Raw genomic sequence first — 20555 nt, 5'->3', positions numbered from 1 at the left:
GAGTGGGAGACAACATGCACACGATTTTCGTTTGTTCGGATTCGGTGGGGGAGACGGCGAACACAGTTGTACAAGCAACGATTCGCCAATTTAACGCAAACACGGTCCAAGTCCGGCGGTATGGTTCGATCCGTACGGAGGATGAAATTCGCACGATGATGGAGGAAGTCAAGCGAGTCGGCGGATTTGTCGCTTACACGCTGGTCCTGCCGGAGCTCAGGGAAATGATGAGGCAGGAGGCGTACCGCCTGAATGTGAACGCCATCGATATTATGGGACCGATGATGCAAGCGTTCATCGATACGTTCAAGGACTCGCCGAAACGGAAGGCGGGCCTGTTGTATCAGATGGATGAGCAGTATTTTCAGCGGGTGGAAGCGGTTGAGTTCACGGTCAATAGCGATGATGGCAAAGATCCCGTTGCCATGAAGCAGGCGCATATTGTTTTGATCGGCCCTTCGCGTACGTCCAAGACACCGCTGAGCATCTACTTGGCGCATAAAGGCTACAAAGTAGCGAATTATCCTTTGGTGCCTGAAGTGAAGCCGCCAGCGATCATCTATGAATTGGATCCGCACAAGGTAGTCGGGTTAACGATGCGCCCCGAGCAATTGGCGCGAATTCGTACCGAACGCCTGAAATCAGTCGGCTTGCCATTCGGCGCGAAATACGCGGCGCTGGAGCGGATCGAAGAGGAACTGACTTTTGCCCGGGAGTTGTATAAAAAGCTCGGCTGCATGGTCATCGACGTCAGTGAGAAGGCGATCGAGGAAACGGCCGGATTGATTTTAGCCTCTATGTAAGACAAGAATCATGAACCTAACTTGAAAGGGTGGATGGGTGTATGGAAAGGGATTTGTCTCTTGAACTCGTCAGAGTGACCGAATCTGCAGCCCTAGCGTCCGCTCGCTGGACGGGCAAAGGGAACAAGCATTCCGCGGACGAAGCCGCAACTTCAGCGATGCGTTCCATATTCAGCACCATCCCGTTCCGGGGGACTGTAGTGATTGGGGAAGGCGAGATGGACGAAGCGCCGATGCTGTATATCGGCGAACAGGTAGGCAGCGGAGCAGGCGATGAGTACGACGTCGCTGTTGATCCGTTGGAAGGCACGGAAATCGTAGCTAGCGGCAGGAACAATGCGTTGTCCGTAGTCGCGATCGCCGAGAAGGGAAAGCTTCTCCACGCACCTGATATGTACATGGAGAAGTTAGCGATGGGTCCGCGCCTGAAGGGCAAGCTGAGCTTGGATGACCCGCTTGAGATCACGATTCGCAAAGCGGCGGAGCTTCTGCAGAAGGAGTTGTCGGAAATGACAATTTCTATTCTGGACCGCAAAAGACACGCGGACAAAATATTGGTCATGCGCGGCTTAGGCGTCAAAATTCAGCTGCTGAGCGATGGCGACGTCGCTGGGGCAATTGCGGCCGCCTTTCCGGAGACGGGCGTCGACCTGCATGTCGGCTCCGGCGGTGCGCCGGAAGGGGTGCTTGCGGCGGCAGCACTGCGCTGCATGGGGGGAGATTTTCAAGGCCGCCTGCTGCCTGGCAATGAAGATGAGCTGCAGCGCTGCCTCGATATGGGCATTGCCGATCCGGCCAAAGTGCTGAATTTGCACGACCTGGTCGGGGATTCCGATATTTATTTTGCGGCGACTGGGGTTACGTCGGGTGACTTTTTGAGCGGTGTGAAGATGTTCAAGAACGGCCGTGCAGAGACGCACTCCGTCGTCATGCGGGCGCAGACACAAACGGTACGTTTTATCCATTGCATGCATGTGATGAATGATTATCGGCTGGGAAGCGCGTGATGTTGAACATACTAGGTTTATAGGAACTGACCTTTGGTGCCGCAATTTTGGGGACTGAGGGTCATTTTTTATGAAAATAGGTCTTTATTGATGCGAGTTGCAGCTTGGGAATTGGGAAATCCTGACTACTTTATGAACACCTATACTTCGGCGACTCCATGCACCTTGGAAGTTTGGGTGAAAAAGGAGTATGCTGGAGATAGAGTACTTAGTTGATCTGTTTACTAGGAGAGGAGAATGGAACGATGGAATTCGGATTACAGGGAAAAGTTGCGCTGATTACAGGCGGCAGCAAAGGAATTGGGTTAGCGACGGCGATTGCGTTGTCCCGCGAAGGAGCAAAAGTTGCGATTTGCGCGCGCGACGAAGCCAACCTGCAGGAGGCGGCGGCTCGTATTCGCGCGACGACCAGTGGCGACGTGTTCTTCGTTGCCGCGGACGTCCGCTCGGAGGAAGATTGCCGGCGTGCGGTAGAGCAGACGGTTCAGCAATTTGGCCGTCTGGATATTCTGGTCAACAATGCCGGGACGTCGGCTGCGGGGCCGTTTGAGCAGGTAAGCGCCGAGCTGTGGCAGCAGGACCTCGATCTCAAATTGTTCGGCGCCATCCACTGTTCGCGCTATGCGATCCCGCATATGCGCACAGCTGGAGGAGGTTCGATCGTCAATATTACGACGTCTGCGGCCAAGACGCCAGGGGCGAACTCCCTGCCTACGTCCGTTAGCCGTGCCGCAGGGCAAGCTTTGACGAATGCGATGAGCAAGGATCTCGCCGCTGATCAAATTCGCGTCAATACCGTCTGCATCGGTTTAATCCGAAGTGATCAGATTGAAAAAATGTGGCAGCGCGTAGCGCCGCAGCTCTCTTGGGAAGAGTTCGCGCGTGCTCCGCAGCACGATATTCCGCTGGGCCGCATCGGCAATCCGGAAGAGGCGGCCAATGTCATTACGTTCCTGTGCTCCGACGCAGCGTCATACGTGACAGGAACGGCCGTCAACATCGACGGCGGCAAAGGCGCGGCGTTGTAGCGCTTTGGGGGCGCGCAGAGCTGGACTTAAGCGCGTTAAACAGCGCTAAGTAGCCGCGCGTGCCTCGCGACTAACCTTTCGCCTGCGCCCGCGCAGTTCTCACTTCGGTCGGCCGCCAATGGATCAGCTTAATCAGCTGTTCCTGCATATACGCCGGCGAGTGAGCAAAACCGCTTTCCACCCAGTGAAACACGAGCCCAAGCAGGGCGTGTATCGAATAAATGGCAAGCAAATCGGTATCGATCCCATGATCGCGGTCCGGAGGCACCAGCTCATCTTGCGAGAGCTGCTTCAGGGCCGCGAACATTTGTTCACGGAGATCAGGAAGGACCTTACTCTTCAGGAGGACGCTATAGACGGCGGCGTTCTGGAAAAAATGATCAAAAATCATCACGGAATTTGCAGCCAGCTCATGAATCCGAAACACTTCCACCTTTTCATAAGGAGCACGAAAAGATCGGATCAATTGCTGAATTAACCCCGCAAAAATATCATTCAGCAAATCTTCTTTGCCCGCATAATTGGCGTAAAACGTGCCGCGGTTATAATTCGCCATCTCCACGATTTCCGTGATCGATATCGATGTAAAAGGCTTTTGCGCCATGAGCGCAAGCAGCGCCTCACGTAAAGCTTGCCGGCTGCGGAGGACGCGGCGATCTGTTTTTTTGCCAGGCTCGATCACATGCACCGACTCCCTTCTCAACAGTTCTTGAACAAAAACGGCCAACTTGTACAGTAAGATACATTTGCGTTTCTTTTGCTGATTGTATAAAATCAGGCCTCTTTATTATACTGAATCTAACAGGTGTTCACTACTCAACATTTGTTGATTATTACAACCAACAGGAGGAATTCAATATGAGACTTTCTGGTAAAGTTGCCGTTGTGACAGGTGCTGCTTCGGGAATGGGCAAAGCGATTGCCGAATTGTTCGCTTTTGAAGGGGCCAGCGTTATCGTAAGCGATCTGCATGTGGAGGCGGCACAAGCTGTCGTTGCCGATATCGAAGCTAAAGGCGGCAAAGCAACCGCCATCGCTGCGAATGTAGCTAAAGAAGAAGATGTTCAACATTTAATCGACACGACGGTTCAAACGTATGGAACGGTAGATATTTTGGTCAATAATGCCGGGATTATGGATAACTTTGTTCCGGCGGCCGATTTGACGGACGAGCTTTGGGAGCGTGTTTTCGCGGTGAATACGACGGGGCCGATGCGGACGACGCGCAAAGTACTGCCAATTTTTATCGAGAAAAAAAGCGGCGTCATCGTCAACATCGCTTCCGCTGGTGGTTTGCAAGGCTCTCGCGCAGGAGCGGCGTATACGGCTGCGAAACATGCGGTCGTCGGCTTCACGAAGAATGTCGGCTTCCAATACGCGACGCTGGGTATCCGCTGCAATGCGATTGCGCCGGGCGGTGTGAACACGAACATCGGGACAACCATCAATGCGCCGAACCCGTTCGGCTTGGAAAGAGCGATGGCCGGCATGCAGTTGAATCCGCGCGCCGGATCGGCTGAGGAGATCGCCAAGGTGGCCTTGTTCTTGGCTTCCGACGATGCGAGTTTTGTAAACGGCGCGATCCTTACGGCTGATGCCGGCTGGACGGCCTATTGATTTTCAAAAACTGTGGCACCCTGAGATGGAGAGGGGCTGCAGTTTTTTGCTTTGCGCCAATGCAACGCGCCTGCGGCCAGGCGGGCTGGCAAAGCCGATAGCGGAAGCAGTTTACCGCTATTGTGCGTTTTCGCGAATGCAGGGGGTGGATTGCGAAAATGAATTCCGCTATCCGCTGCCGCCGCGCCTTTGTTTCTCTTTCCATTATGGTGCATAATGGATGGGAAAAAGGGAGGAACGACTCGTATGAAATTGAGTGTTTTGGATCTTGCGCCTGTGCTGCCGCAGGCGGATGCAGCTGTGGCGCTGAAGCAGGCGCTCCTGCTCGCGCAGACGGCCGAGCGCCTCGGCTTTGAGCGCTACTGGGTCGCCGAGCATCACGATATGCCGGGGCTGGCCTGCACAGCCCCAGAAGTGCTGCTGGCGCATATCGGCGCGCAGACGCAGCGAATTCGGCTTGGCTCGGGCGCCGTGCTGCTGCCGCATTACAAGCCGATGAAAGTGGCCGAAGCGTTTCACATGCTGGCGACGCTGTACCCGGGCCGCATCGACCTCGGCCTGGGCAGAGCACCAGGCGGCTCCGCGCATGCGGCCATTGCGTTAAGCGGCAACTTCTTGGCGAGTGTCGGCCGCATGCCGGAAACGCTGCAAGAGCTGCTGGCGTTTCTGAACGGCACGTACACATACGAGGGGCAGCCAGTCGCCGCCAGGCCAGTACCTGCCGAGCCTCCGCAAGTCTGGATGCTCGGAACGAATAAGAAGAGCGCCGAGTTTGCTGCTCAGTACGGCACGGGCTACGTCTTTGGTCATTTCATGAGCGACACGGATGCCCAGGAGACGATAGCTGCCTATCGCAGTCAGTTTCAGCCTTCCGCTCAAGGCGGGCAAGCCCGCGCCATGCTCGCCGTCGGCGTGATCTGCGCCGACACTGCCGAAGCGGCCCAGGCCTTGGCGGCAGAGAGTGCCGCCTGGTTCCGACCGACCGAGCTTCGCGACCCGCAGCTCCCGGCAGCGCAGCCAAGCAAAGCAGCAGACACCGGCCGGAAGCTGCTGGTCGGTACGCCGCAGCAGGTGCAAGCGCAGCTCAAGGAGCTTGGCGCTGCCTGCGGCGTCGAGGAGTTCCTCGTCGTCACCTACATTGCCGATTATGCACTCAGGCTGCGTTCCTACGAGCTTTTGGCTGAACGCCCGTATCGCGAACACGGTTAGGCGCCCTGCAGGTTATTGGAGTCCGAACGTTCATGAACGACTGCAGCGTTTGTGCCGCCGATGGAAATCCAGCTTTTCAAAAGATGGTCGAGGACCGACTTATGAAAAAGAGTTTCATTTTGTAACCGATCATTTCGAGGAATGGACATGAATCTCATGAATAATTAAGATTTTACTAATATTTTCTAAATAGTTATCTGGTACATTCGAGGTATAGAATGAATCCGGAGGCGTAAGATGGTGAACAAAATCACTGATGCACATATTCAACATTTTTTAGAGCGGTTAGCTGAAGATAACTCGGTGATATTAAACGAATTTACGTTTACACAGCAAGGACAGCCGTTATCTGATCAACAAGCGATAAGTTTCTTAGCTTTTATTAAGCAGGAGTGCGGCAAGGGAAACCTCCATTCCTAGCAGAGAGCAAGGATAATCATGTAAGAGACCGTTTAGAGCCGGCAGGCTGCTTAACGGTTTTTTTGCATTTTACAGATGCGGTCAGCTCACGAAATATCCCAATCAAAGCAACGCTTCACCATCTGAACGTTTGATTATGAACTGATCTAATGATTATTGCTCCTGTGAAGTGCCCGCTAATTCAAAGATTTTCCAATTGAACTTAAGATGATTATTGCTGTACTTGAAAAAAATGGATATATCAGAAGGGAGGGCGGGTACCAGATGCGCCGCAGCTCCAGCAGATTGGAAAGAAGGGAGATCTGACAACAGGCAAGTGGGAAAATGGAAGTCATTTTATCGCGTAATAATAAAGGAGGAGTATGATCATGGGAAAAATGAAACGCGCACATATGGTCGCCGCAGTAGTATCGGCCGGCTGGCAACAACGTACTAGCCAATCATGAATAAAGGACTGCCCCTTCGAACAGGGAGCAGTCCTTTTAATTAAAATATAAGGCTTCTCGCGAGCTACGCTCTACGTTTTTTACGTAAGTACCAGACCACCTTGGAGATAAAGTCCTGAACGGATGGGGCTTGGTAAAAAGAAAGTGTAGTTGTCATAAGCAAGAAACCTCCTTGACTTGATAAAATGCAAAGCTTGAAGAGTACTACGTAGCGATAGTGGAGTTGGTTTTATTTTTTTTACGAAATATTTAAAAAACTTAAGTTAGGGTGACGAAACGCTTGACATGTTAAACGTTTCACATTAATCTATAACTGAATGTTAAACGTTTAACAAAATGGAGCTGAAAGTTGAATGAGCAAGCCCAAACAAGTCACGATTGTAGATGTGGCCGAAGCAGCAGGTGTATCGATCGCCACGGTCTCCAATGTGCTGAATCGAGGTGGTATCCGTTCTTCCAAAGAGACAATCCGCAAAGTTGAACAGGCCGCTGAGCGCTTAGGCTACCGGCGGAATACGATGGCCGCGGGACTCAGCCGCAAAAAAACGTATGAGCTAGGCCTGATCGTTCCCGGTCTAAACGGCTACTACGGGCTGCTGGCCGAGCATCTGCAAGTAGAGGCGCACAACGCCGGATACCATTTGTCGGTATTTTCTTCCGGCGGCTTCGATCCGGAGATTGAGCGCAGGAATCTGGAAGTGCTGCTGCAGCGGCGCGTCGACGGTCTCATTTGCCACGGCTTGGCTATGGGCTTCGAATCGACCCGGTCGATTGTGAACAGCGGGACTCCGCTCGTGCTTATCAACGGCTGGGATTGGCCGGAGGACATTGCCATCGGTGCGGTCAATCTAGGATTTGCCACAGCGTCCGAGCAGTCTGTGAAGCTTTTGGCGGACGGCGGTTGTAAGAAGATTATCTATGTCGGCAGCAAAAAAGCGAAAGCCGTGGACGAGCAGCGGCGAATCGGCTTTTTGCGCGGTGTGGAGTTGGTTGGAACCGGGATCGACTACGACTTGACCGATATCAAGGAAATCGAAGTTGAAGCGTTCATTCACAACTTGCACGGATCGCTGACACCGCCGGTTGGCCTCGTCGCCTTCGATGACCACATTGCTTTGCGCTTATTGTCAGCAGCAATGAAAATGGGCATCGATATTCCGAACGATTTGAAAATTGTCGGTATCAACAACGATTATATCGCCCAGCACAGCTATCCGGGCTTGACCAGCTGGGACATTCCTTATACGTATCAAGCGAAAAAAGCGATCGGCAAACTGCTGCGCAAGCTGCAAAATAGCGCCGAGCAAAAGCTCGCAGCGGACCAAGAGAAAGAATCCCTTGACGAAGCCAGGGAGATTGACGTCCCGTTGACGCTGATTGAGCGGCAATCGACGAAAACTCTTTAATCTACAACTGATTCAATAAACCGTTATTCCATCCATTCATGAGAGCATAGAATCTCTTTAATTAAGAACCCTTTTTCCATCATTCATGAGGGCGTTGAATCTCTTTAATTAAGAACCTTTTTCCATCCATTCATGAGAGTATTAAATCTCCCTATTTTATGACCTTTTTCTACCAATTTCTGAGAGCGGAGTGAGTATGTGATGTGGAAACAAGCGATTGATAGTGCTGTTGAAATTACGCGTGCGAATATTGAGCGTTTTGGTGATCTTTTTCCGCATGTAAGCGAGAACGATGTGTATAAGCTGAACCCGAACACCGATTGGACGGACGGTTTTTGGTCCGGAATTTTATGGTTATGCTATGAATATACCGGAGACTCAGCGTTCCAAGAAGCTGCTCGCAAGACAGTCGCAAGTTTCAAGGATCGATTAGAGCGAAATGTCGCTTTGGATCATCATGACATCGGATTCCTTTATTCTTTATCCTCGAAAGCGCAATGGATCATTGAAAAAGATGAAGCGGCCAAAGCGTTGACCCTGCAGGCAGCAGATGTGCTCATGAAACGCTGGAGACCGGATGGCAAGTATATCCAGGCTTGGGGGCCCAAAGGCGACCCGCAAAACGGCGGCCGCATCATTATCGACTGCTTGATGAATCTGCCGTTGCTTTACTGGGCTTATGAGCAAACAGGCGATGAGAAATACAGAGATGTAGCCGTTCAGCACGCTGATCTTAGCCGCCGTTATTTAGTGCGCGGAGATGATTCGTCGTTCCACACCTTCTACTTCAATCCAGAAGACGGTACACCGCTGCATGGCGGAACGCATCAGGGCTATCAAGACGGATCGACCTGGACGCGTGGGCAAGCATGGGGAGTTTATGGCTTCGCACTCTCTTATAAATACACGAAAAACCCGCTTTATTTGGAGACGTCCAAACGCCTAGCCCGTTACTTCTTAGAACGATTACCGGAAGATCATGTCGTGTATTGGGATTTCAACGTTCCTGTTGATGCGGAAACCAAGCGTGACAGCTCGGCTTCTGCGATTACGGCTGCAGGGATTTTGGAATTGTTGTCTCATTTGCCGGCTGATGATGCGGATCGCGAATTCCTGGAAAAAGGCGTCCAGCTTTCGATGCAGGGTCTGGTTGGCTCCTACGCGACTATCAACAAGCCTGATGCGCAAGGTTTGCTGGAGCGCGGTTCCTATCACGTGCGCGGGGGCCATGCACCGGATGATTACGTGATCTGGGGCGATTACTACTATCTAGAGGCGCTCCTACGTCTGGAAAAAGGGCTGACAGGCTACTGGTATGAATAACACTCGCGCCTATTGGATTGCAACAATGGATCGCATCGCATCGCCGGTGCTTACGGCTTTGGCAGATAGAAAGCTAAGGGCGACGATGCCTGTCGAAAGAAAACGAGATGAGCAGATCGCCTATTCTCATCTCGAAGCTTTTGCGCGAACGCTGGTCGGTATCGCGCCATGGCTGGAGAGCAGCCCGTCGGACCCGGAGGAGGTGCGGCTGCACAAGCATTACGGCGAATTGGTGCGCGCTGCCATGGATGCAGCGACCGATCCGGATTCGCCGGATTACTTGAACTTCACGACAGGCTTCCAGCCGATCGTGGATACCGCTTTTTTGGCGCACGCCATCCTGCGCGCCCCGCAAGCGCTGTGGCACAGCTTGGAGCCTCGCGTGCAGGCTAATGTCGTGCATGCGCTCAAGGCGACGCGTTCGCGCAAGCCCGGCTTTAACAATTGGCTGCTTTTCTCAGCCATGATCGAAACCGCACTCTTCACAATGGGCGAAGAGTGGGACCGGATGCGCGTGGATTACGCGCTTCGTCAGCATGAGCAGTGGTATCTCGGAGACGGGATGTACAGTGACGGCCCTCATTACCACGCAGATTATTACAACAGCTTCGTCATTCAGCCGATGATGGTAGATATCATCGAGCGTGTCGGCGGCGAAGCGGACGAATGGGCGCAGATGGCTGCGCCGATCTTGGCCAGGGCTCAGCGCTATGCGGCTGTACTGGAGCGCTCTATTTCACCGGAAGGCACGTTCCCGGTTACCGGTCGCTCCATCGCTTACCGCTTCGGCGCCTTCCAACTGCTTGCGCAGTACGCGCTGCGAGGAGAGCTGCCGACAGCTGTGCTGCCTGCGCAGGTTCGGGGAGCGCTCAGCGCCGTCATTCACCGGCTGATTGAAGCGCCGGGCACCTTCGACGAAGCGGGCTGGCTGCAAATCGGCTTGTGCGGCCATCAGCCGGAACTCGGCGAGCCTTACATCTCGACAGGCAGCCTGTACTTGTGTTCATCTGTATTCCTGCCCCTCGGGTTGCCAGCAGAGGATGCTTTCTGGAGCAGTCCAGACGCGCCGTGGACCTCATTAAAAGCCTGGTCCGGCCAATACGTGGACATCGACAAAGCCTTATAAACGTAATGGCCTGAGGGACCTCCTCTTTTTTTGTGCCGCCTGCGCGCCGGGCGGGGCTCGCACCGGAGGATAGAGGAAGTGCCCTTACGCTATGGTTCTCCTTCGTGCGGCAGGGAACTGCTTATCCTGCAATTTCGGTATGATTTTCCCTTCTATTGAGGGAATTGGTGAATGTTGTGTGATTATCCTGCTGTTTTTGCAGGATAATCACACGGAAGCGCCTTTGTGGCGCAATATCCTGCCAGTTTTGCAGGATACGAAACAAGAGGGTGTCCCATAAGCCAAAATATTGGCTGAGGAACACCCTCTTTTTAACTGGCCATAAACGCTGGCAGCACGTAGAACCATCTAGTGACTCATGAACAGCCGTGCGCAGCAGACGGTCCCATTGACTCATGACGCAGTCTTACAGATTCGGAATGGTTATCCAAATCAAGTCGGTCCAGACTCTTTCTGAGCCTAAGGGATAGTGCCAAGAGCAGCGCGCAAGCGATCGGTCACCTCCCCCCAACACCTAGGTTATCCACAACTAGCCTATATAAGTAAGGTGTGGATAACTCGCCTAACCTACATTTATGCAAAATTTTCGCTGAGCAAACTTTCATCTGCTAGGCATTCTCTGATATGCTACTTAAGGAGCAGCTAATGTGCTCGTTAAGCTGGGAAGCGGAGTGAAATGATTGAATCAGGATTATCAATTAACAGTCAAAGAGGTGCTGGAGCGGCCGCATTTTCAGCATGCATACATAGCGGCAGGGAAACAAGGGCTGCAGCGGTTGGTGCGCTGGGTGCACATCATCGAAGTGATCCAGTTCGAGCAGCTGCTGCAAGGCGGTGAAATGATTTTGACGACAGGAGCCGCATTCAAGTCGGATACGGATTTGTTTACGATTTATTTGGAGCAGCTGGTGCGGCGCAAGGTGTCCTGCTTGTGCATTGAGATGGGGCATTACCTCAGTTCCGTGCCCGAGGATTGGATTGATTTGGCGGAAGCGCATCAATTGCCGTTAATTATTTTTCCGCGCGCGGTGCGGTTTATTGACATTACACAGGATATTCATGCGCATATTGTGAATCAGCATCATCAGGTGCTGCAGGATCTGGAGAAAATCTCGCGTGAGTTTCACCGGATGACGTTGACTTCGCAAGGGGTGATGCAAGTTCTGCAACTGCTGCAAACGAGTACGAAAGCGCAGGTCATTTATGTGCCGGAGGATGGGCAGGCGAAGTTCATTCCACCCGCCTCGGCGCAGGAAGCGAAGCGGTGGCTGGATTTGCTTCACGTTCATTTGCAAGCAGGAGCGGAGCAGGGCCATGCTGCATCCCCGATTCGGCTGGAAGACGAGGGGCAGACGATTATTGTGCAGCCGGTCGGAGCGATGGGCAAAACGTGGGCGCACCTCGTGATCGCGCTGAACCGCAAGCCGCAAGAGTACGAGTACTTGATTCTCGACTCGGCGTCGCTCTCGATTGCGCAGGATCTTCTGCGCAAGCGTTACATGGAGGAGCGCAAGCTCTACTCGCAGACGCTGTGGGTGGATGATCTGCTGCACCAGCGCATCCGCGATGAAGAGCAGATCAAGGTGCTGCTCGGAACAGATTTCAGGCGGCTGAATGCACTGAATTATTATGTTTGTTTAATTGATTTTGAGGATGAGCAGGGGGTCAAAAACACGGATGAAGAAGGCGGCGTCGAATCGCTCGGCATCCATTTGTCGTTGACGGTTCGTTCTGTTTTTGAACAGCATGCCTTTCATCCGCTGATTACGCTGCAGAACAATAGGCTGATCGTCATTGCGTTTGACCAATCGCCCAAAAAACCGGCAAAATCGCGCCTACAACACGTTTTTCAGTCGCTGCAGCAAATGAAAGCGGATGAAGCGATTCGGTTGTCCATCGGTGCGGGCGGAGTCAATCGTAGCATATTGAACGCCTATGTCAGCTATCAAGAAGCGATTCAGACGATTTCGTTGGCGGCAACTTTGCGGGGGAACGTGCAATTTTATGAGGAGCTGGGCGTGTTTCAGCTGCTGTTTCACATTGCTGACAAGCAGCTGCTGCAAACGTTTGTCACGACGAATTTGGGACCGCTGCTGAACCATGATCGTTCGAAGGGCAGCGAGCTTGTACGCACCCTAAAAGTGTATCTGGACAATGACGGCTCGAAGCAGGTTGCGGCTCAGCAGCTTTTTATCGTCCGGCAATCCTTGTACTACCGCTTGGAAAAAATCGAGGAGCTGCTCGGCCAAGATTTCATGTCGCCGGAAAGACGGTTAGCCCTCCAGGTCGCGTTACGTGCTTACCAAATGTTAAATCCTGAGGCGAAAATGTGAAAAAATAACGATAAGTTTCCTTACATTCTGTCTAATGGAACGCATAAGGATTGAATCTATACTTGGAGACAAGGCGAGATTGAATCCTTTTTGTATGGGATCATCATGAGAGGAAGATTAACGATGATTATTGGCGTTCCTAAGGAAATTAAAAATAACGAGTACCGTGTGGGCATGACACCAAGTTCCGTACTCTCTTACACCAAAGCCGGTCACGAAGTTCGCGTAGAAACGAATGCAGGTTCAAGCATCGGTTTTACTGACGAAGATTACGCGCAAGCTGGCGCTTTCATTGTAGCTTCTGCTGCTGAAGCATGGGCGTCCGAAATGGTCGTGAAGGTTAAGGAACCGCTGCCGGATGAATACGGTTACTTCCATGAAGGGCTGATCTTGTACACATACCTGCACTTGGCGCCGGAAGCGGAGCTGACGCAAGCATTAGTGGATAAAAAAGTAACGGCAATCGCGTACGAAACGATTCAACTGGATAACGGCAGCCTTCCGCTGTTGACACCGATGAGTGAAGTGGCTGGACGGATGTCGATTCAAATCGGCGCGCATTTCCTGGAGAAGGCGCATGGCGGTAAAGGCATTTTACTGAGCGGCGTGCCAGGGGTCGAGCCTGCGAAAGTAGCGGTTATCGGCGGCGGGATCGTAGGTACGAATGCAGCGAAAATGGCGGCAGGACTAGGCGCTGATGTCAGCATTGTTGACCTGAACCCGGATCGCCTTCGTCAACTGGACGACCAATTCCAAGGCCGTGTGAAAACGATCATGTCCAGCCCTTACAACATTGCGGAAGTTGTACGCCGTGCGGATCTTGTGGTTGGTGCCGTGCTCATCCCGGGCGCGCGTGCGCCTCGTCTCGTTACCGAAGAGATGGTGAAATCGATGAGCCCTGGTTCTGTCATCGTCGATGTGGCGATTGACCAAGGCGGTTCCATCGAGACGATTGACCGGATTACGACGCATGACGCGCCGACGTATGTGAAACATGGTGTCGTTCACTATGCGGTAGCAAATATGCCGGGTGCGGTGGCCAGAACGTCGACGCTTGCTTTGACGAACGTAACGACACCTTACGGCTTGCAAATCGCGAACAAGGGCTACGCGCAGGCAGCTTTGGATAACAAAGCGATCGCCAAAGGAATTAACGTGGTAGCGGGTAATGTGACGTACAAAGCCGTAGCTGAAGCGCATGGCTATTCTTATACGGATGTATATTCGCTTTTACAATAGAGATTAGATATGAAATGGCTCCTGCGGCTGATGCGGGGGTCATTTTTTTATACTATGATTTCCAGTTTCCGCCATGTACAATATGGATTAAAGCGCTTTATTCAAGCCTTAAGTTTTGAACATAGGAGGGACATTGCACTTGAGAAATGTAACCGTCGCCAATCCGTTTTCATTGCAACATGTTCAAATCACAGACGATTTTTGGGCTGATTATGTGCATCTGGTTCGCCATGAGGTTGTGCCTTACCAGTGGCAGGCATTGAATGATTTAATTGACGGGGTAGAGCCCAGTCACGCGGTGAAAAATTTGAAAATTGCCGCCGGTTTAGAGCAAGGCGAATATTACGGCTTCGTTTTTCAGGACAGCGATCTGGCCAAATGGTTGGAAGCCGTCGGACATTTGTTGGCGACCGAAGCTGACCCGGTGCTGGAGAAGACGGCCGATGAGTTGATTGAGCTGATCGCCAAAGCGCAGCAGGACGACGGATATTTGAATACATATTTTACGGTTAAAGAGCCGAACAAGAGATGGACGAATCTGACAGAGTGTCATGAACTCTACTGTGCGGGCCATCTCATCGAAGCGGCTGTCGCGTACTATCAGGCAACGGGCAAAAGGCGGCTGCTCGATGTGGCTTGCCGGCTGGCGGATTACATTGACAGCGTGTTCGGCGTAGAGCCGGGGCAGATTCGCGGGTATGACGGCCATCAGGAAATTGAACTGGCGTTGGTTAAGCTGTATCAAGTGACACAAGAAGAGCGGTATTTGCGCCTCAGTCAATATTTTCTCGAGGAGCGGGGGCAGAAGCCGCACTTTTTTGCCCTTGAGTATGAACAACGGCAGGGTAAGACGCACTTTCCGATGTTCGGTAAAGGAGTCGATCTCGCCTACTTCCAGTCGCACGTGCCGGTTAGGGAGCAGGAGACGGCTGAAGGGCACGCCGTTCGGCTCGTCTACATGTGCGCAGGCATGGCGGACGTCGCTGCCGCTACAGGCGATCAGGGGCTCGTGCAAGCGTGCAGGACGCTCTGGAACAATGTCGTGCATAAACGGATGTATATCACGGGAGCGATCGGTTCCATGGCGCAGGGCGAGGCGTTTTCCCTCGACTATGATCTGCCTGGGGATACGGCGTATGCCGAGACTTGCGCTTCGATCGGGCTGATCTTTTTCGCGCAGCGGATGCTGCAATTGGAAGCGAAGAGCGAGTACGCCGATGTGATGGAACGGGCGCTCTATAACACGGTAATCGGCGGGATGGCCCGCGACGGCAGGAGCTTTTTTTATGTGAACCCATTGGAAGTTTGGCCGCTGGGAGCACACAAAAACAAAAATTTCCAGCACGTCAAAACGGTGCGCCAGGGCTGGTTCGGCTGCGCCTGCTGCCCGCCGAACATTGCGCGGCTGCTTGCTTCGCTGGGGCGTTATATTTACAGCTATCGCGATCGCACCGTGTTCGCGCATCTCTACATCGGCAGTGAGGCGTGCTTTGAAATCGAAGGCGTGCCGGTCAGCCTGAAGCAGCAGTCCCAGCTGCCGTGGGAAGGCGATGTCAGCTTTGAGGTTACACATGGCCAGGAGGAGTTGGCGTTTACGCTGGCGCTGCGGCTGCCGGATTGGTGCAAGGACATCACGATTGTTGCCGGAGAGGCGCCTGTTGACATTCAGCAGGTAGAGGCGGATGGTTATGCGTATATCAAGCGCAAATGGAAGTCAGGCGAGCGGGTCAAGCTTCAGCTGGCCATGACGGTGAACCGGATGCGGGCGAACCCGCAGGTGCGGTATACGGCCGGTAAGGCGGCCTTGCAGCGCGGACCGCTGGTCTATTGCATGGAGGAGGCGGACAATGGAACGAATCTGCATCAAGTGCTTCTGGGAGCGGAGGGCGAGGAGCAGGTTCGCTTTGAGTCCGGATTGCTTGGCGGAATCAGCACGTTATCCGTTCCGGCCATGCGCAGCAAAGGGAAAGCTTGGGGAGATCGGCTTTACGCAGCAGATGTGAAGAACGACGAAGAACCAATCCAAGCGACATTCATTCCGTACTATGCATGGGCGAACCGGGGCGAGGGTGAGATGACCGTTTGGGTACGGGAAAACTAACTAAAAAAAAGCTGCCACCAGTCATGCGAGATGACTGAGGGCAGCTTTTTCCATTAAAATGCAGGCACGATAGCGCCTTTATATTTATCTTCGATGAATTTCTTCACGTCAGGGGAATTCAGTTCTTTGGCCAGCTTTTGCATAGCTTCGGAATCTTTGTTATCCGGACGTGACACGAGAATGTTCACATAAGGGGAGTTTTTGTCCTCGATGAACAATGCGTCTTTTGTCGGCATCAGGTTCGCTTGCAGCGCGTAGTTCGTGTTGATCAGCGCCAGGTCGAATTCGCCGATTGTGCGCGGCAGCATCGCTGGGTCAAGCTCTTTGATTTGCAGCTTTTTGCTGTTCTCCACGATGTCAGCGACAGTTCCTTTAATGCCAACGCCGTCTTTCAATTTGATCAGGCCGTTTTTCTCCAACAAAGCCAGCGCACGTCCAGCATTGGATGGATCGTTGGGAATCGCAACCGTTGCGCCTTCTTTCAGCTCTGCAGCGGATTTAACTTTTTGCGAATAAGCACCGAACGGCTCAATGTGTACACCGGTAACTTTTACCAGATTCTCGTTTTGATCTTTGTTGAATTGATCCAAGTAAGGCTGGTGTTGGAAGAAGTTGGCATCAAGCTGTTTCTCGAACACTTGTACGTTCGGTTGTACGTAATCGTTGAACTCGATCACTTCCAGGTTCACGCCTTGTGCTTTCATTTTGTCTTTGATCGCGTTCAAAATTTCTGCGTGCGGAACGGAGGTAGCGCCGACTTTCAGTGTGACTTCTTTGCCTGCCGCAGGGGTAGCGGATGCTGCCGGAGCTGCGCTAGCTGCAGGGGATGGGCTTTCAGCCGGTTTTTGTCCGCAAGCTGCCAAAGCAACCATAAGAAACAAAGCAACCAGGGATACTGCCAGTTTTTTCATGTTGGTTCTCTCCTCTATATTTATTTTTTATTATATCTTGCGACCAATCGATCACCCGCAGATTGCAATAATTGTACGAGGATGACAAGGGTGATGACAGTCACAATCATAATATCGGTACGGAAGCGCATGTAGCCGTAACGCAGCGCGAGATCGCCAAGCCCGCCGCCGCCGACGACACCGGACATGGCGGAGTAAGAAAGCAGCGTCACAGCAGTTACCGTCACAGCTGCGACTAAGCCTGGGCGCGCCTCAGGAAGCAGCACGCGCCACACGATTTGCCACGGCGTGGCGCCCATCGACTGCGCCGCCTCAATGACGCCGCTCTCGATTTCGCGAAGTGCGGACTCGACCAGCCGAGCCAGGAACGGTGCGGCCGCGATGACCAGAGGCGGAATGGAGCCTTTGACGCCGATGGTGGTATGCACAAGTGCTTTCGTAATCGGAAATACCGAAATCATCAAGATGACGAAAGGCACGGAGCGTAAGATGTTAACAATCAGCGAAAGTACGCTGTAGAAAGCAATGTTTTGCAGCAGCTGGCCGCGAGATGTTAAGAAAAGAATGATACCGAGCGCGAGCCCGAGAATAACAGTAAACAAAAGTGACCAGCCCAGCATGACCAGTGTATCGCCGGTCGCTTTGGCGATTTCGGCCCAGTTAATGTCCCATGTCATGTTCATGATGAAAGCACCTCCACATCGATGCCTTCCTGTTTCAGCTTGGTGATGACCGTTTGAATCTCTTGTGCGTCTCCGCCGGTTAATTCAACGACCAGCTGCCCGTAAGGCACATCTTTCATTGAAGAAATCGTCCCTTGCAGGATAGCGAACGAAACGTTCGTTGTTTTCACCGTTTGGAACAGGATCGGTTCATATGTCTTGCTGCCGATGTAAGTAATGCGCACGCGGGTTCCACGTGGCGAAACTGAAGCCTCGGGTGCTGCAGACTGTTCGCCGGCCTTGGCATCTGTGTTCAAGTCGGAGACTTGTCCGACAAAATCTTTGGTCACGGCGTGCTGAGGCTTCAGGAAAACGTCAAGCACCTTGCCGGTTTCTACGACATGTCCGCCTTCCATGACGGCGACGCGGTCACAAATCGCGCGAATGACTTGCATTTCGTGCGTGATGAGCAGAATCGTAATGCCCAGTTTCTTATTGATGTCGAGCAGAAGCGACAAGATGGAACTCGTCGTCTGCGGATCCAGCGCGGAAGTGGCTTCATCGCAAAGCAGGATGTCCGGATGGTTGGCCAGCGCTCTGGCAATACCGACGCGCTGCTTCTGACCCCCGGAAAGCTGATTCGGGTATTTGCGTGCATGGTCTGTCAGGCCTACAAGCTCCAGCAGTTCTTCAATGCGAGAGCGGATGGCCGCTTTGGACATGCCGGCCAGCTTAAGAGGAAAGGCAATATTATCCGCAACGGTCGCGGAGGAAAGCAGATTGAAATGTTGAAAGATCATTCCGATCTTACGGCGTTTCACCTGTAGCTGTCGCGAGTCGAGGGCTATCATGTCCTCTCCGTCTATGGTAATCGTTCCCGAGGTAGGCCGCTCCAGCATGTTCACACAGCGCAGCAGTGTGCTCTTCCCTGCGCCGGAATGTCCAATGATCCCGAAAATTTCGCCGCGTTCGATATCTAGGTTGATCTGCTGGATGGCTGGTATACGCCCAGGTACGTTGTCATATACCTTTTCCAAATTGCTGATATGAATCAGATGAATACCCCCCTATCATAGAAAAGTTAAGATTATATTAAAAGTTAACCAACGGTAGAATATTTTATAAGAAATTTCAACCAGTTTCAACCCCTTTGAGGTGGAAATGAAAGGTAAGCGATACAATTGACGATGTAAGCGTTACCTATTAAACTAGGTTTAAACGTTTCAATAAATAGGAAGGAAATGAACTCCATAATGAATGCCATGCAGCAAAGAAAGAAGCAGGTACGCGGTCAGATTGCTTCCCAAGCAAGTGAGCTCCCCGTCCTGGATAACGGGTATTGGTTTGAAAGCGACGTACGCGATAACTTTTATTACGCGTCGCATTTGTTCGCAGCTGCAATGGATGACAGTTTGCCGCTTAAGTTTAACCGCGAGGAAGCCAAAGCCAAAGCGGAGCTCATGCTGGCGCGGGTGCTGGATCTTCAAGATCAGCAGCCGGAAAGTGCCTTGTACGGGCACTGGCCTTTGAACCTGCGCCCTGCGCCGCACGAAGCCCCGAAGAATACGCTGCCGGTGGAATTAATGGGAAGCTTGATGGTTTATTTTTATCAACGGTATCAAGCTGATCTTAATGAGCTGCTGCGAGCTTCTTTCGAGCGTGCGCTGCTGCATATTTACCGCAGCGGTTTCTACCGCAAGCCGCTTGAACACTATCACCATCATGAGGCGAAATATACGGCGGCGAAGCTGATTTTTGGCCAGCTGTATGGGGACAGAGAGCTGCTGGCGGATGGTGCGGACAGCTTGCGGCGTACATATGCCAGAATTTCACAGATCGGCATGTCCGAATATGGCGCCTTGCCGTGGTTTTGGCACTGGGTTCAGGCTTTTACTTGTGCTTGGGCGTTAGCCGCCGAGGGCGAGATCAAGACGGCTTTGGCCGAAATGCTCGACTATTTATGGCACGTCAGAGCGACCTATTACTTGCAAGGGGCATGGGTCGGCCCTCATTCGCGCGGTTGGCCGCATGACGTGCCGCAAGATCGCAACGTGCTGTTCGACTATGTGCAATTCGGCGACTTTCCACTGCCCGAGGAGATGCCGCGCACGGAGTATGCCGGCTTCCTTGATTATGAAGCGCCGGCGGCTGCCCGGGCGCTTGCCCTGAACCGCGCGTTGCCAGTCGAAGTCAAACACCGCGTACCCCGTCCTGCGGCGCTGATGCAAAGCGCAGATGATGTGCTGCACAGCTACGTGTACATCACGCAGCATTACGCCACAGGCGGCGTCTTGGAGCGCGCGCTGGAGTTTGACAACGAACAGCACCGCTGGGATGTGACGCTGCCTGTGAGTGCCGTGCAGGGCGTCAATCGGGCGTTCTTCTTTCATCCCGGCCAAGGCTACAGATTCGGCGACCTGCGGCATCAAAGCGATGCCGGTGAAGTGCTGTTTCACCGCAATGTGATCGCCGCCCTATATGACATTCCGGCCGATCAGCCGGATATACTCGTCGGCTGCCTGCCTCCCGGGGAATGGATCGAGGCGCCGCACGCTTTATTTGGCCGCTGCGGCAGCGTCTATTTGGCTGTCTATCTGCAGCAGCCTTACGAGCGGACCGTTCTCGCCGACCGCTCCGTCGTCACTAGCAGGGGCAGGTTGAACGCCGTGGTCATGGAGTGTCTGGCTATCAGCGAAGCGGGGATAAGCGGCATCGCCTCCTTGCAGCATTTTGCCGAGAAAATGACAGAGAAGAAGCCCGCCCTAACCAGAAGCATCCAAGGAGCTCTAGAGCTTACGTACAGAACTTTCCAAAATGAGGCTATTGCGATTATGATAGACGAAGAAGGAAATGCCGCCCGATTCGTGAATGATTCCGCACTTCTTTTGCATGATTATTCATTTCTTACCCATACATAGAAAAGA

At 52.8% G+C, this 20555-nt stretch carries 18 protein-coding genes; 13 read left to right on the top strand and 5 right to left on the bottom strand.

Annotated elements, in window-relative coordinates:
* Positions 1–14: 14 nt before the first annotated feature.
* From O9139_RS32555 to O9139_RS32545, 3 genes are all read left to right on the top strand, one after another.
* Positions 15–803 (top strand): pyruvate, water dikinase regulatory protein, encoded by a 789-nt coding sequence (locus tag O9139_RS32555; RefSeq protein ID WP_377524291.1) that lies wholly within the window; start codon positions 15–17, stop codon positions 801–803.
* A 41-nt stretch (positions 804–844) separates the two neighbouring features.
* The gene (gene glpX, locus O9139_RS32550) at positions 845–1810 is read left to right on the top strand and encodes a class II fructose-bisphosphatase (protein ID WP_270885902.1); all 966 of its coding nucleotides are present in this window, start codon (positions 845–847) and stop codon (positions 1808–1810) included.
* A 245-nt stretch (positions 1811–2055) separates the two neighbouring features.
* Positions 2056–2838 (top strand): SDR family NAD(P)-dependent oxidoreductase, encoded by a 783-nt coding sequence (locus tag O9139_RS32545; protein ID WP_270885901.1) that lies wholly within the window; start codon positions 2056–2058, stop codon positions 2836–2838.
* A gap of 70 nt (positions 2839–2908) precedes the next feature.
* Here the strand turns inward: O9139_RS32545 and O9139_RS32540 are convergent, their stop codons facing one another.
* Positions 2909–3520 carry a TetR/AcrR family transcriptional regulator gene (locus O9139_RS32540; protein ID WP_270885900.1) on the bottom strand — a complete coding sequence of 204 codons (612 nt, stop codon included), beginning with the start codon at positions 3518–3520 and terminating at the stop codon, positions 2909–2911.
* A 176-nt stretch (positions 3521–3696) separates the two neighbouring features.
* On the opposite strand from O9139_RS32540, the gene O9139_RS32535 reads away from it, so the two are divergent.
* From O9139_RS32535 to O9139_RS32510, 6 genes are all read left to right on the top strand, one after another.
* Positions 3697–4455 carry an SDR family oxidoreductase gene (locus tag O9139_RS32535; RefSeq protein ID WP_270885899.1) on the top strand — a complete coding sequence of 253 codons (759 nt, stop codon included), beginning with the start codon at positions 3697–3699 and terminating at the stop codon, positions 4453–4455.
* Between the two features lie 246 nt (positions 4456–4701).
* Positions 4702–5664, top strand: a complete 963-nt coding sequence (locus O9139_RS32530) for an LLM class flavin-dependent oxidoreductase (RefSeq protein ID WP_270885898.1) — start codon at positions 4702–4704, stop codon at positions 5662–5664.
* A 237-nt stretch (positions 5665–5901) separates the two neighbouring features.
* Positions 5902–6084 carry a hypothetical protein gene (locus O9139_RS32525; RefSeq protein ID WP_270885897.1) on the top strand — a complete coding sequence of 61 codons (183 nt, stop codon included), beginning with the start codon at positions 5902–5904 and terminating at the stop codon, positions 6082–6084.
* Positions 6085–6883: 799 nt separating this feature from the next.
* The gene (locus tag O9139_RS32520) at positions 6884–7936 is read left to right on the top strand and encodes a LacI family DNA-binding transcriptional regulator (protein WP_270885896.1); all 1053 of its coding nucleotides are present in this window, start codon (positions 6884–6886) and stop codon (positions 7934–7936) included.
* Positions 7937–8137: 201 nt separating this feature from the next.
* A complete protein-coding gene (locus O9139_RS32515) occupies positions 8138–9259 on the top strand; it encodes a glycoside hydrolase family 88 protein (protein ID WP_270885895.1) in 1122 nt (373 codons plus the stop codon).
* Positions 9252–10385 carry a DUF2264 domain-containing protein gene (locus tag O9139_RS32510; RefSeq protein WP_270885894.1) on the top strand — a complete coding sequence of 378 codons (1134 nt, stop codon included), beginning with the start codon at positions 9252–9254 and terminating at the stop codon, positions 10383–10385. The genes O9139_RS32515 and O9139_RS32510 overlap by 8 nt, the downstream gene beginning before the upstream one ends.
* Positions 10386–10506: 121 nt before the next feature.
* Here O9139_RS32510 and O9139_RS32505 read toward each other — a convergent pair whose 3' ends face one another.
* Entirely contained in the window at positions 10507–10782 is a 276-nt protein-coding gene (locus tag O9139_RS32505) for a hypothetical protein (protein ID WP_270885893.1), read from the bottom strand.
* Between the two features lie 283 nt (positions 10783–11065).
* Here O9139_RS32505 and O9139_RS32500 point away from each other — a divergent pair, with 283 nt between their 5' ends.
* From O9139_RS32500 to O9139_RS32490, 3 genes are all read left to right on the top strand, one after another.
* Positions 11066–12718, top strand: coding sequence for a PucR family transcriptional regulator (locus tag O9139_RS32500; protein WP_270885892.1), 1653 nt, complete (start codon positions 11066–11068; stop codon positions 12716–12718).
* Positions 12719–12841: 123 nt separating this feature from the next.
* Positions 12842–13957, top strand: coding sequence for an alanine dehydrogenase (gene ald, locus O9139_RS32495; RefSeq protein WP_270885891.1), 1116 nt, complete (start codon positions 12842–12844; stop codon positions 13955–13957).
* A gap of 139 nt (positions 13958–14096) precedes the next feature.
* Positions 14097–16058, top strand: coding sequence for a glycoside hydrolase family 127 protein (locus O9139_RS32490; RefSeq protein ID WP_270885890.1), 1962 nt, complete (start codon positions 14097–14099; stop codon positions 16056–16058).
* A 53-nt stretch (positions 16059–16111) separates the two neighbouring features.
* Here O9139_RS32490 and O9139_RS32485 read toward each other — a convergent pair whose 3' ends face one another.
* From O9139_RS32485 to O9139_RS32475, 3 genes are read right to left on the bottom strand one after another with little or no spacing between them, the layout of a single operon-like run.
* Entirely contained in the window at positions 16112–16969 is an 858-nt protein-coding gene (locus O9139_RS32485; protein ID WP_270885889.1) for a MetQ/NlpA family ABC transporter substrate-binding protein, read from the bottom strand.
* A 20-nt stretch (positions 16970–16989) separates the two neighbouring features.
* Complete coding sequence (locus O9139_RS32480; RefSeq protein ID WP_377523878.1) at positions 16990–17652, bottom strand: methionine ABC transporter permease; 663 nt, start codon at positions 17650–17652, stop codon at positions 16990–16992.
* Positions 17649–18686, bottom strand: coding sequence for a methionine ABC transporter ATP-binding protein (locus O9139_RS32475; protein WP_377524293.1), 1038 nt, complete (start codon positions 18684–18686; stop codon positions 17649–17651). Before O9139_RS32475 ends, O9139_RS32480 begins: the two co-directional genes overlap by 4 nt.
* A gap of 186 nt (positions 18687–18872) precedes the next feature.
* On the opposite strand from O9139_RS32475, the gene O9139_RS32470 reads away from it, so the two are divergent.
* Positions 18873–20549 carry a hypothetical protein gene (locus tag O9139_RS32470; protein WP_270885887.1) on the top strand — a complete coding sequence of 559 codons (1677 nt, stop codon included), beginning with the start codon at positions 18873–18875 and terminating at the stop codon, positions 20547–20549.
* Positions 20550–20555 lie beyond the last annotated feature (6 nt).

This window comes from Paenibacillus aestuarii, from assembly GCF_027789125.1.
In the GTDB taxonomy this organism is placed as follows: Bacteria; Bacillota; Bacilli; order Paenibacillales; family NBRC-103111; genus Paenibacillus_E; species Paenibacillus_E aestuarii.
Note: the sequence above shows the minus strand (reverse complement) of the source record. Positions and strands in the feature narration are given on the sequence as shown.